At 74.0% G+C, this 12315-nt stretch carries 9 protein-coding genes; 1 reads left to right on the top strand and 8 read right to left on the bottom strand.

The features are described 5' to 3' along the window. Positions 1-18: 18 nt before the first annotated feature. The 7 genes from lanKC to SYYSPA8_RS26755 form a co-directional block, all read right to left on the bottom strand. Positions 19-2817: a class III lanthionine synthetase LanKC gene (gene lanKC, locus SYYSPA8_RS26785; RefSeq protein WP_323449893.1), complete on the bottom strand. Its 2799-nt coding sequence runs from the start codon at positions 2815-2817 to the stop codon at positions 19-21. 260 nt (positions 2818-3077) lie between these two features. Beyond that, a complete protein-coding gene (locus SYYSPA8_RS26780; protein ID WP_323449892.1) occupies positions 3078-3872 on the bottom strand; it encodes a type 1 glutamine amidotransferase in 795 nt (264 codons plus the stop codon). A 180-nt stretch (positions 3873-4052) separates the two neighbouring features. Next, on the bottom strand, positions 4053-4274 hold the full coding sequence (locus SYYSPA8_RS26775; protein WP_323449891.1) for a heavy-metal-associated domain-containing protein: 222 nt from the start codon (positions 4272-4274) through the stop codon (positions 4053-4055). Positions 4275-4394: 120 nt separating this feature from the next. Continuing rightward, positions 4395-5165 (bottom strand): hypothetical protein, encoded by a 771-nt coding sequence (locus SYYSPA8_RS26770; RefSeq protein ID WP_323449890.1) that lies wholly within the window; start codon positions 5163-5165, stop codon positions 4395-4397. Continuing rightward, complete coding sequence (locus tag SYYSPA8_RS26765) at positions 5155-6822, bottom strand: vWA domain-containing protein (protein WP_323449889.1); 1668 nt, start codon at positions 6820-6822, stop codon at positions 5155-5157. Before SYYSPA8_RS26765 ends, SYYSPA8_RS26770 begins: the two co-directional genes overlap by 11 nt. Further along, positions 6819-8171, bottom strand: coding sequence for a hypothetical protein (locus SYYSPA8_RS26760; protein ID WP_323449888.1), 1353 nt, complete (start codon positions 8169-8171; stop codon positions 6819-6821). Before SYYSPA8_RS26760 ends, SYYSPA8_RS26765 begins: the two co-directional genes overlap by 4 nt. Before the next feature lie 187 nt (positions 8172-8358). Beyond that, complete coding sequence (locus SYYSPA8_RS26755; RefSeq protein WP_323449887.1) at positions 8359-9024, bottom strand: hypothetical protein; 666 nt, start codon at positions 9022-9024, stop codon at positions 8359-8361. 1172 nt (positions 9025-10196) lie between these two features. On the opposite strand from SYYSPA8_RS26755, the gene SYYSPA8_RS26750 reads away from it, so the two are divergent. Beyond that, on the top strand, positions 10197-10985 hold the full coding sequence (locus tag SYYSPA8_RS26750) for a class I SAM-dependent methyltransferase (RefSeq protein ID WP_323449886.1): 789 nt from the start codon (positions 10197-10199) through the stop codon (positions 10983-10985). A 29-nt stretch (positions 10986-11014) separates the two neighbouring features. Here the strand turns inward: SYYSPA8_RS26750 and SYYSPA8_RS26745 are convergent, their stop codons facing one another. Next, positions 11015-12238, bottom strand: a complete 1224-nt coding sequence (locus SYYSPA8_RS26745) for an XdhC family protein (protein WP_323449885.1) — start codon at positions 12236-12238, stop codon at positions 11015-11017. Positions 12239-12315: the final 77 nt, after the last annotated feature.

Below are 12315 nucleotides of genomic sequence, written 5' to 3'. Positions count from 1 at the left end.
TCCTTGGGGACGGGTACTTCATTGGTGTGCGGCCCCTGGGTGGGGCCGGTTCGTGGGCCGCTTCAGCGGCGGGAGGAACGGCAGGGACACCGGAGTGGAGTGGTGTGCGCCGCCGAGGGCGAGCAGAACACCGGCGGTGCCGGTGACGAGGTCCATGGACCTGCGCATCAACTGCTCGCCGGGGAAGGCGAGACCGCCCGCGTAGGGGGTGGCCTCGGTGCCGAGGAGGTCGCAGTGGCGGCGGATCGCCCGTTCGCGTTCGGACCGGTCGCCGAGCGGGGTGCGCGCGAGTTGGAGGACGAGTCCGGCGATGCCCCGGAAGAGCCCCGGCTGGATGTAGAACGAGGAGCGCAGCGCGGGTTCGATCGCCGCCCGTGCGGCGGCGAAGCCGTCGTCGTCGCGGTGGGCGAGGTAGTCGTCGAGGACCAGGGCGATACCGGCGCTGCCGCTGCCGAGGTAGGGCATGGTCCGTTTGCCGTCGAGGACATGGAGGGCCCCGTCGGCGGCGGGCTTGCAGCGGTCCAGGTCGCGCCGGAGCGCGAGGGCGGCCAGATCGAGCAGGGCGGGGTCGCCGGTGGTCTCGTAGCGGCGTACGAAGAGCAGCGCGAGGCCGGTGGCGCCGTGCAGCAGGCCGGTGTGGGACGAGGGGCGTCCCTCGGTGAGGGAGCGCGCGGCGGCGGCGGTGCAGCGGTCGGCGGCGTCCCGCAGGCGGGCGGCCTCCGCTCCGGTGGCGTCACGGGCGAGGTCGTCGAGGGCGAGGGCGATGCCGGCCTGTCCGCCGTGGAGGTCGGGGGCGAGGGCTTCGAGCTGCTGCTCGGTGACGATCCGGGCGAGTTCGGCGGCCTGTGCGGGGTGGCCGAGGCGGTGCAGGGTCCAGGCGATGCCGGCGAGTCCGTCGTAGAAGCCGGGCGAGGAGCCGGATCCGGGCTGCTTGGAGCGGGCGAGGAGCCATTCGACGGCCTCGGGGCACGGGGGCGCCCCCGTCTCGCGCAGGGCGTACAGGACGCCCGCGGCGCCGTAGCCGAAGGACTGGCCGCCGGCCGGTCCCGCGAACTGGGCGATGTCGCCCGGGAAACATCGGTCGTCGCGTTCGGGGGTGAAGGAGGCGAGGATGGCCCGTGCCATGGAGTCGCGGCTGTCCGGCCATTCGTGCGGCTCGGGGACGGCGTTCGCGGGGACGCGGGCCGCCGGGACGGCGTTCGCGGACGGCCGGGGCTCCGTGACGGCGGTCACCGGTAACCCGGGCTCCGTGACAGCGGTCGCGGACGGACGGGGCTCCGTGACAGCGGTCACCGGTAACCCGGGCTCCGTGACGGCGGTCGCGGACGGGCGGGGCTCCGTGACGGCCGGATCACCCGGCTGGGGCGTGTGCCGCAGGATCTCCCTTACGGCGGGGGCGAGTTCGTCCTCGGTGACGGGGAAGATCCGGACGATGTCCCGGGCGATGCGTTCGACCCGTCCCCGGTCGATGGTGAACAGCGCGGTCAGCGGGAAGAAGAGGGCGAGGCGCAGACAGGCGAGGGCGTAGCGGTCGATGTCGGCGCCCCGGCGGTCGGCGGGGGCAACGAAGCCCGGATTGGCCACGATCTGCTGGTGGTTCCCGTCCACCGGGGTCGCGGCCTCGAAGTCGATCAGGACGATCCGGGACCCGTCCTCGGAGACGACGATGTTGCCCAGGTGGAGATCGCCGAAGACGAGGCCGCGCTCGTGCACCTTCGCCACCGCGCGCTCCACCATCGCGTACATCCGGTGGGCCCAGGCGGTGTGCTCGGCGAGCCGTTCGGGGCCGGGCGCGGCGGACGAGAGCGGGAAGCGGCGGGCGAAGACGGTGTTGAGCTGGAGGCCGGGGATGTGTTCCAGGGCGAGGAAGCGGTGGTCCCCGACGGCGTGGAAGCCCAGGACGCGGGGGACGCAGTCGAGTCCGGCCAGCTGCTCCAGTGCGGCGCGCTCGCGCTCCAGCCGGGCGATGGCGTCGGCGCCGTCGCCGGCGAGCCCGGCGTACGGGCGGCCCTCCTTGAGGACGGCGCTCTCGCCGGTCCCGGTGTGCCGGGCGCGGTAGACGCCGCCGCCGTTGGAGAAGTGCAGGGCGCCCTGGATCTCGTACGGCAGCTCTCCCGTGCCGGCGGCGTTGCGGGCCTCGATGTGGGGGGCGAGGAACGCGGGCGGGGTGACCCACTCGGGAATGCTGAGCACCGGGCCGCGCGGGTCGGGTACGAGGGTGCCGGAGGGGTCGCTGACGGCGGGCACCGGGCGGCCGTCGGGGCCGACGCAGAACCGGGCGCTGAAGCCTCCGTAGCGGACGTGCACGGGTCCGTCGCCGCAGCGCAGGTCGCTGAGGATGTACGGGCCGTGCTCGCCCTCCAGCAGCTCCATCAGGTCGGTGCAGATCGCGGGGAACGCGTCCTCGGACGGCGGGTAGACGGTGATGAACTTGCCGCTGGCGCCGCGGTCCGCGTACTTGCCGTTGCGGAGCTTGAGCAGGCCCGGCGAGGGGACGAACTTGAAGGACAGCCGGTGGGCGAAACAGTGGTCGGCCACCCGCCGGAGAACCGATTCCGCGTTGTCGAGCGCGGCGGAGACATGGATCTTCCAGCCCTGGGGCGGGAGGTCGAGGCCGCTGGGGTGACAGCTGAACCAGCCGCCGTTGCGGGCGCTCTCCCACCCTTCGGGCAGGGGGGTGCGGGCCGTGGCGTACAGGCCGTCGGCCGCGTCGCCGGCCGCGGAGCCGTCCCGGGTGCCGCCGGCCGCGGAGGGGCGGTAGGGCGCGTCGTAGAAGTCGCGATCCGCCTGGCAGTACGCGGCGTACTCGGGATTCACCCGCATTCCCCTCGCTCGGTCCGGTGGGCTGACGTTGGGAAAGGTGCCACACCGGACCGGAGGCGAGACAGTCGCCGCCGTCATCACTCGGGCATGCGCCCGGGTGTGCGGATCTCATGCGCCGCGCACGCCGGAGCACTGTGTTCCGCTGTGCGGGAAGCACAGCCGCGACCGGGGTCCCGTACCCCGCAAACCGCTCCGGCGGCCCGGCTGACCTTTGGGCCCGCACCATCGGCCGGCTGTCAAGAGGACCCCCTCGTTCAGGGGTTCACGGCGGGTCCGCCCCGGCCGTGATGGGCGTGCACGACCCGGGCCCAGGCACGCGTGGTACGGCCCCACACCTCCCTGAGCACGGGTTCGGCGGCCCGGACCGAGGCCACGGCCGCCTCCGGGTCGCCTCCCGCGCGGGCCACGGCGGGGCCGTCCAGCCGGGCCCAGCCCGCGACGTCGGCGGCCGTCACCTCCGGGTGGAACTGCACGCCCCAGGCTCTCGGCCCCACCCGGAAGGCCTGGTGCCGGCAGTCGTCGCCGGTGAACAGGGCGACCGCCCCCGGCGGGAGTTCGACGATCTCGTCCCAGTGCCACTGGGCGGCCGGGGCGCCGTCGGGCACCGCCGCGAACAGCGCGTCGGCGTCGGCGGCGGGCAGCCGGCGCAGCGGGACCACGCCCGTCTCCGGGCCCCGGCGCCCCCGCGCGACCCGGCCGCCCAGCGCGGCGGCGGTGAGCTGGCCGCCCAGGCATATACCGAGGAGCGGTACGCCGCCGGCGACCGCCCGCCGTATGAGGGCGCGCACCTCGGGGAGCCAGGGCGCCGCCGTGTCGTCGTCGCAGCCGGGACTGCCGCCCAGGACGAGCAGCCCGGCGTGGCCGGCCGGTGAGGCGGGGAGCCGGCCGCCCGCCCAGGGGTGGACCAGGTCCAGTTCGAGTCCTGCGGCGGTGAGTTCGGCCCCGACCAGTCCGGGGCCGGTGCCGTCCTCGTGCTGGATCACCAGGACCCGGGGCCGGCCCGGGGTGTCGTCGCGGTCCGTCAGCGGCGTGCTCGCGGATGCCGTCACGGTCGTCGTGCCTCCTCCGTCGGTGCGGAGGCGCACGGACGCGTCCCCGCCGGGTGCGCCGATTGTGCTCCGGGCGGGACGGCGGCGGGACGGCGCCCCGGCCGCCCGGACCCGGTGGCAGCGGCGGGAGCCCTGGTCACCGGGGTGTTCGGGCGGCAGTATCACGGCCCCGGGGCGCGGTCAGCCGGCCCGGCCGAGGTAGTCGTAGCCGGCTTCCTCGACCGTTTCCGAGACGAGCGCGTCATCGGGTTCGGTGACCGTGTCGAGGGTCAGCAGACCGGTGGAGACCTCCATCCGCACGGTCCGTACGGAGTCCAGTCCGCGCAGGGCCTCGCTGACGATGGCCTTGCAGTGGCCGCTGTGGACGCCGCCGACGCGGTAGACGGTGCTGTAGGACGCCATGGTGAACCTCCCTGATTCTTATACCCCATGGGGGTATCCGATGGAGATATTTATACCCCCTAGGGGTATGCAGCGCAAGCACGGGTGCGCGCCGGAGGGCCGACCCCACGATCCCCGCCCTCAGCGGAAGATGGCCATGGCCTGCACCTCAAGGACCGCGTCCGCCGCGTTCCAGTCCTGGACCTTGCCCAGGCAGCGCGCGGAGAACGTCCCCCGGGGCACCTCGTTGCGCAGCCCCTCCGTCGCGCAGGTGACCCGGACCCGGGGCCCGCTCGACGGGTCCTCCGGATCGCCGTAGGGAGCGAGGAGGACCGTGGAGTCCGCCGACTCGCTGATCTTGCGGAAGCGGCCCCGGATCAGGACGAAGTCCTCGATGTCCCGCAGCCGCACCAGACCCGGTGCCGGACCCGGGCGCCCGGTCGCCGCCTGGGCGTTCGCGAGCGCCGCGTTGCGCCGGACCGACTGGTTCACCAGGTCGACATGGACGATGGCGTCGCCCGCCTCCAGCACGTCCATGATCACGCCGATCACCGTGATCGGCTCGGCGACCTCCAGATACCGGCTGACGATCTCCTTGTTGTCCTTCTTGCCGCTCCCCGCGCTCACCCCGAAGACCTTCGCCCGGATGGTGCCGTCCGAACTGTCGCTGGTGCGCTGCTCCACCTCCTTGCGCAGGGCGGCGGTGTGGTTGCGCATCTGGTAGTGGTCCATGACCGAACGGTCGTGGAGGTAGAAGCAGATGCTGTACGTGAGCGTCCGGTCCCGGCCGCGCCGCCCCCGGGTGAGCAGGAAGACCGCGGCCAGCGCCACCAGGGCGGCCAGGCCCGCCGCCGTGAGCAGCCACAGCAGCATCCAGGGCCACCAGACGTTCCACCACTCCTCAGTGAACACAGCCGCGGATCTCCTTGAACGCGTCGAGCAGGGGCCGGGCCGCCGCGTCGACCAGCCGGCCGCCGGTGGCCCGTGCCGCCCTGCGGAGCGGGCCCGCGTCGGCGTCGCCGTAGCGGATGACGTAGGTACGGACGTCCCGGACCGGGCCGGTCCGCTGCCGCTGGGCGCTCAGGAACGCGTCGAGGCCGATGCCCGCGTTGCTCCGCCCGTCGGTCATCAGGACGATGGACAGCGGCCGTCCGGGGTGCTCCCGCAGGATCCCGGCGGCCCTGCGGTACGCGGCGTCCAGCCCGGACCAGAGGGCGGTGCTGCCGTCGAAGTCGTCGGACGCCACGAACGCGCGCAGCCGGGCCAGGTCCCGTTCGCCGCGGTAGGTGACGGTCCGCTCCGCCAGGATCCGGCCGCCGAACCGCAGCACGGTCAGGCTCTCGCCCCGGTGGAAGCGGACGAAGCGGCCCGAGCGGGAGTCGTCCGCCCCGCTCAGCCCGGCGAAGGTGGCGCGCAGTTCCCCGATCCGGCGGCCGGCCATCGACGTGGAGAAGTCGAGCAGGAACAGGACCTGGGCGGGCCCGCCGCGCCGGGCGGCGCCGTAGTCGGCGAGCAGCCGGTCGACCACGGCCTGCTGGTCGGGGAAGTAGAGCGCGTTGCCGATGGGTGCGCTGAGCACGGGGGCGCGCGCGACGGTGGGGTCGACGGGCCGCCGCAGCGTCCGTTCCATGATCTTCTTCTGGACGCGGGGGGTCTTCAGCCAGGCCACGACCCGGTCGTAGGCGGCCCGCTTGCCCGGGTCGAGCAGGAGCAGCGGATATTCGGCGAGGAGCATGCCGTCGCGGGGGTGGACGATCTCCAGCGGGGTGCGGAGCACGCCCGAGCGGTTGAGGGACAGCAGCTCCGCCTCGTAGGTGACGAGGGCGTCGAGGCCGTCCTGCGCGCGGACGAAGGACTCGGCCAGCCGCTCGGATGAGGTGCCGCTGAGGGCGTGTCCGCTGAAGAAGCCGCGCAGCCGGTCGCAGGAGACGTCGGCGGGGCGCAGCACACCGCCGGTGCCGGCGGCCGCGGTGGCGACGCCGATGAGGGCGGCGAGGCCGCTGTTGGTGTGGCGGGGGTCGGCCATGGCGAAGGCGATGCTGCCGTCGGCCGCCGCGTCCGCGACGTCGGCCCAGGAGATCTGGCGGTCGGGCGAGCGGGCGCGCAGCAGCGCGGCGGCCCGGGGCTTCATGCCGATGACCACGGGGGAGCGCATGATGCTGGTGGTGAGGGGTGGTTCGGTGGTGGCTCCGGCGGCCCGTTGGCGGAGCTGGAGATAGCGGTCGGATGCGAGCCAGGCCAGGTCGTGGCGGTAGGTGCCGGGCACCAGCTCCCGGCTGGCGTCGACGGTGCCCCGGTACTCCATGCGCAGTCGGATGCCGGTCTCCTCGCGCAGGTCGTCGAGGAGGGGGCCCATGTCGGCGAGTTCGGAGCCGGCGAGGACGCGCAGGGTGAGGGGGGCGGGGCGGTCGGAGGTGCAGGCGAGGAGGGTGGCGAGCAGGGCCCCCGCGAGGGCGAGGCGGAGGGCGGGGCGGAGGGCGGGGCGGAGGGCCCCGGCGAGGGCGGGGCGGCGGGTGCTGGTGGGGGCGGGCGCCGGCGGGCGGACCGGGCGGCCGCGCCGCGGGCTCATCCGGCTTCCTGGGGCGGGCAGTCCCCGACGATGGAGATCATGCGCTCCAGGAGCCGGAGCCGGGGCATCGCGGTCCGGGTGCCGTCGGTGGCGGGGGGTACGGGGATGCCGTTGCGTTCCAGGAACCGGGTGAGCTGGTCCCCCGCGACCTCGCCCGTCGGGTCCAGGATGCGGAATCCCAGCTCCATGGCGCGGCGCCGTAACTCCGGGTCCCGGGTGATCAGTTCGCCCAGCCGGTCGCCGTCCTTGTTGAGCGCGATGAACTGCGGCTGGGTGACGAACTGGCTGTCCGGGTAGAGGAGGACGCGGTCCTCGTCCGGCGTCCCGGATTTGGCCAGGAACCGCGCCTGGTAGGTGAGGTACTGGTGCTCGTAGGCGACGACCACGGGCGCGACCCCCTTGCCCTCCGGGGAGACGTAGGTACGGAAGACATCCGCATGCGGAAGCCCTTGTTCCATAAGTGGTTTGACGGTGCGGGCCCGCTCCTCCGCCTCCCGCTCGGTCCGCGGAACCTCCCGGCCGCCGTCGCGCCAGGTGAAGGCGACCAGTGCGAGATAGGTGCCCGCCGAGTTCGCGGTGCAGACATCGGGGCTCTGCGCGAGGATACGGTTGGTGTTGGTGATTCCGTACCGCTGGATGCCGATGTCGCTCCACTGCCGGCCGGAGTGGATGGATTTCAGGAACTCGCGTGTTCTCAGGGAGTAGTAGAGGGGCTTTCCGCCGTCGGGCGCGGGGTGCGCGGTGGCCATTCCGGCGCCCTGGAGCGCCTCGGCGTACGCGCGGTAGGTGGCGAGCACGATGGGGCTGACGAACGGGCGGTGGACGGTCGTGAACTCATTGGTCCGGGCGCGCTCCTGGGTGATCAGGTCACCGGCGGGCTGCCCCGAGGGAAAGACGAAGTCGTAGGAGGAGAGATCGCGAATGGCGACCTCACGCGATCCGGTACTGGTGATATGGATCCGGATATGGTGCTTGAGCAGAATGCGGCGGACCTTCTCGTCCTCGAAGAAGTCGCGTTTGGACGCCATCTTGCCTTCGAGGGTGACGACCCGCTCGAAGGGCAGCAGGGCGTGGCCCGAGGTGCCGAGCACGGTGACACCCGTGAGCACCGCCGCGAGCAGCGGGCAGAACACCAGCAGGAATCCGCGCCGGGACCAGGCGGTGGTCGGCCGGCGGCGGACGGCCAGCCGGGGTTCCTCCACGGCGGGTCTGTGACCGGGGGTGTCCGCGCCGCCACCCGTACCCGGGCCGTCCGCACCACCGGGGACCCCCTCGCCGCTCCCGCCCCTCGCGCCCGTCCCACCGCTCCCGCCGTCGTCCCCGCCGGCGTCGTCTCTGCCGTCGTCCATGCCGTCCTCCCCCGGACTCCCGCTCGGCGGGTACGGGCCCGTCCGCGCGCCCCGCTGTCCGGCGCCGGGTTTCCGTGGCACCGCTGCGGCCATGGCACACCCCGCCGGACACCACGGGGCAACGACCGCGCCACCGTTCGGCCACAGATTCCGCACCGCGGCGACGGGCCCCGGACCCGCGGACCGTCTAGAACGCCCGCCCCGCCGGGACCCGTTCGGCCACCCCGAGCCGGATCGCCCACTCCATGGCGGTGGGCAGCCGGGACTCGCGCGGCACCGGGCCGGGCTCGGTCGCGGAGTCCATCAGGTCCTTGAACGCCGACTCGTTGACGGTGCCGGCCGCGACCCGGGCGATGAACCGCTCGGCGGCGGCCCGGTCGCGGTAGCCCGCGTCGGCGAAGCTGTCCGCGAGGGAGCGGTCGTCGAAGATCCCGGCATAGCCGTCGCAGGAGGCGGCCAGGCCGTCGTCGCCGACGTAGTCCGGGTACGGGGCGCGCTGCCAGCGCCCCTCCTCCCACCAGTACACATAGCCCAGCTCATAGCCGTCGTTCATTTCCCTCAGCCGGTCCAGCGGGAGCCAGTGGGGTGCGTTGACGAGGAGATCCACGGGCTTGTCGCCCTGGTAGGTGGTGTCACTGCAATCCGCGTCCTGGCCGTAGAAGATCGCTTTCCCCTCCGGCCGGAGGGCCAGGGTCCAGCCACCATTGGAATGGGAGCAGGACAGCTCGCAGTCACTTAACCGGAATCCGGGCCTCGCAATTCTGGTGACCGCGATCAGTACGAGTACGACGGCGCGCTCCCACATGCGCTCGGGCCTGCCCAGCTGTACTGGAATTGCCGGCTCGTTGGTCATTTCTGCCCCTGCTGTCAACGCTACGTGTTGCTGACCGAACTTTTCAGCGCTACCGAACCATAAGGCCGGACGGAGCGACCGCGCCAATGCGGTGCCCGCCGGGGTCACCTGAACCGGAGCCGGTGCCGTCCGCCGGCGCGTGGTGTCCAACACACCGCCCGGCGGCCGGAGTCGACTTGATTCGGTCTTCTGGAAAGGTATGCGCTTCACCGAAGGCGTCAGTTCTCCCCTGGGCAATTGAAGGGAATTCCCGGGTGGTGCCGCCCGGGGGCGTACGGGTCAGACGGCCGCGCGCCCCCTCGGGTTCCGGCGGCCTCCGGGAGCCGGCCCGGCCGCCGGGGGGCGGAGCCGGTGACACGGCCGGCGGGCGGCGCCCGGACGGGGGCCGTCCCGGCCCGCGCCGGGGTGGCGAACCTCAGTCGGACTCATGGGGCTGAACGGTAACCCCAGGGCCCGACTTGATGTTCGCATTTGCTTATCGTTTACCGAGTCTTCATCCCATTTCTGGCCGGATCTGGACCCTCTCGCCGCCCTGGGCGACGAACAGTTGATCGACATCGCGGCAGAACAGGCCGGGCCCGGGGGGACCGAGGGCGGTCGGGCCCCATGTCGGCGGTGCGTGGCCGTGGTTCGCCACCGCACGTGCGGACGACGGCGGGGGGCCGCCTCAGGCCGCGGGGAAAAGCTGTGCCGATGCGATCTTCTCTCATCAGTGCCGCCCTCTGCGTCGATGCCGTGCGCCGACCTTCCGGACGCGGCGCACCGCTCGCCACCGGACCGGCCCGGGGACGGCTTCGAGGGTCGTCCGCCCCGCTCGGCACGGCGGCGGCACGGCAGCTGCACGGGGGGGCGCCTCCGGCGCACTCGCGCCCCGTGCCCCGGGAGTGGTCCCGGCGTACCCGCCCGTCCGCCACGTCCGCCGCCCCGGCCGCCGCCGTACGGCCGACCGGCCGGGGAAAGCATCTCGTACGACCAGCTTACGGGCAGCGGGACCCACCGGACTGATACGAACGGGAATGAATTCTCCACTCCAGTCGCCCTCAAGACCGCACGTCGCATTTCTCCCGGGGCACGCCGATTTCGGCAGGCAAACGATCCGGCAAGCGCTCCGGCGAGCGGCTCGGCATTCAGGCGAGCGACCCGTATTCGACTGTGCCGGTACCGTGAAGGTGATGTTCACTTCCTCTGGCCCCACATTCCGCGAACTCGCCGTCCAGGCCCTCTCCTCCGTGGAGCGCGGCTACGATCTGCTGGCGCCGAAGTTCGACCACACCCCCTACCGCACCCCGGCACCGCTGCTCGACGCGGTCGGCCGGGAGTTGTCGTCCCTCGGGCCCTTCCGGGCCGGCCTCGACGTCTGCTGCGGCACCGGTGCCGCGACCGCCGTCCTGCGGGAGCTGTGCACGGAGCGCGTCACCGGCGTGGACCTCAGTACGGGGATGCTGGCGCGGGCCCGCGCCGCGCTGCCCCCCGAGCTGTCCCCCACGCCGTCACCCACCGAACCGTCGCCCACCGGACCCCCGGGCGCCGAACCCGCCCCGCCCCGGCTCTCGTTCGTCCGCGCGGACGCCCGTGCCCTCCCCTTCGCCGCCGCCTTCGACCTGGCCGTGAGCTTCGGGGCGTTCGGGCACTTCCTGCCCGCCGAGCATCCCGCGCTCTTCGCCGGGATCCACCGGGCGCTGCGCCCCGGCGGCCTCTTCGCCTTCCCGCTGCCCGCGCCGCCGCCGGTCGGCTCCCGGGAGTACGCGCGGCTATGGGCGTTCGACGCGGCGATGCGCGTCCGGAACTCGGTGTGGCGGCCGCCGTTCGTCATGTACTACCGCACCTTCCGGCTCGCCCCCGTGACGGCGCGGCTGCGCGCGGCGGGCTTCGCGGTGGAGACCCGGGCGCTGGCTGCGGCGGGCCGCCGCCCGGACGGGGCGCCGCGCTGCCGCCTGGTGCTGGCCCGGCGCCCCGGCTGACCGTCGGCGGCCCGGCGCCGTACGGGCCCTCAGGCCGCGGGCCCCCGGTGGACGGCGGGGCGCACGGGGCGCGGGAGGTCGTCGTGGCGGATGTCGTGGTGGATGGGGATGTGCGCGCCCGTCAGCGCCGCGCCGCTGCCGCCGTGCCGGGTGGCCACGATCTCCGCCGCGATCGACAGGGCCGTCTCCTGGGGGGTACGGGCCCCGAGGTCCAGCCCGATGGGGCTGCGCAGCCGGGCGAGGGCGGCCGGGCCGACACCGGCCTCGCGCAGGCGCCGTTCGCGGTCGGCGTGGGTGCGGCGGGACCCCATGGCGCCGATGTAGGCGACGGGCAGGGTGAGGGCGTACGTCAGCAGCGGGACGTCGAACTTGGCGTCGTGGGTGAGGACGCAGAGCACGGTACGGGGGTCGGTGCGGGTGGCGGCGAGATAGCGGTGCGGCCACTCCACCACCACCTCGTCGGCGCCCGGGAAGCGGGCGGCGGTCGCGAAGACGGGCCGGGCGTCGCAGACGGTGACGTGGTAGCCGAGGAACTTGCCCACGGTCACCAGCGCGGCGGCGAAGTCGATGGCCCCGAACACGATCATCCGGGGGGCGGGCGCGCTGCACTCGACCAGCAGGGTCAGCGGCGTGCCGCAGCGGCCGCCGTCCGCGCCGACGGTGACGGTGCCGGTGCGGCCCGCCGCGAGGAGGGCGCGGGCCTCGGCGGCGGCCGTGCGGTCGAGGGCGGGCGGGCCGCCGAGGGTGCCGTCGCGGCGGCCGTCGGGGTGGACCAGCAGGGCCCGGCCGATCAGTTCCCCGGGCCCGTCGGCGACCCGGGCGAGAGCGGCGGTCCCACCCTCCGCGGCGATCTCCAGCGCGGCGGCGAGCACGGCGTCCTGCCCCATGACCGTCGCATCGCCCACCGGTTCCGGCCCGGCGCCCGGTCCGCGGCCCGGCCCGGCGGCGACCGGTGTGATCAGCACCTCCATCGTCCCGCCGCACATCAGCCCCACCGCGAAGGCGTCCTCGTCACCGGCTCGGAACCGCTCCCGCAGGACCCGGCCGTCCGCGAGCGCCCGCAGGCACAGCTCGTACACCGTGCCCTCCACACAGCCCCCGGAGACGGAGCCGACGGCGGTGCCGTCCCCCGCCACCGCGAGGGCCGCGCCCGGCTGCCGGGGGGCACTGCCGTCGACGGCCACCACCGTGGCGACGGCGAAGGCACGCCCCTGCCGGAGCCAGTCGCGCAGCGCGCCCGCGAGTTCCAGCATGTGCGTCTCCTCTCCTGCTTCCTCTCCTGCCGCAGAGGGCCGGTACGAGGGCCGGCACGAGGGCCGGCACGGCGACG

Origin of the sequence: Streptomyces yaizuensis (assembly GCF_034961445.1) — a bacterium.
In the GTDB taxonomy this organism is placed as follows: domain Bacteria; phylum Actinomycetota; class Actinomycetes; order Streptomycetales; family Streptomycetaceae; genus Streptomyces; species Streptomyces yaizuensis.
This window is presented reverse-complemented; position numbering and strand designations above follow the sequence as displayed.

Coding starts and splice junctions, on each gene's coding strand:
- SYYSPA8_RS26750 (WP_323449886.1), top strand. CDS start 10,197: ATGTTCACTTCCTCTGGCCCCACATTCCGCGAACTCGCCGTCCAGGCC.
- SYYSPA8_RS26760 (WP_323449888.1), bottom strand. CDS start 8,171: ATGGACGACGGCAGAGACGACGCCGGCGGGGACGACGGCGGGAGCGGT.
- SYYSPA8_RS26745 (WP_323449885.1), bottom strand. CDS start 12,238: ATGCTGGAACTCGCGGGCGCGCTGCGCGACTGGCTCCGGCAGGGGCGT.
- SYYSPA8_RS26755 (WP_323449887.1), bottom strand. CDS start 9,024: ATGACCAACGAGCCGGCAATTCCAGTACAGCTGGGCAGGCCCGAGCGC.
- SYYSPA8_RS26775 (WP_323449891.1), bottom strand. CDS start 4,274: ATGGCGTCCTACAGCACCGTCTACCGCGTCGGCGGCGTCCACAGCGGC.
- SYYSPA8_RS26765 (WP_323449889.1), bottom strand. CDS start 6,822: ATGAGCCCGCGGCGCGGCCGCCCGGTCCGCCCGCCGGCGCCCGCCCCC.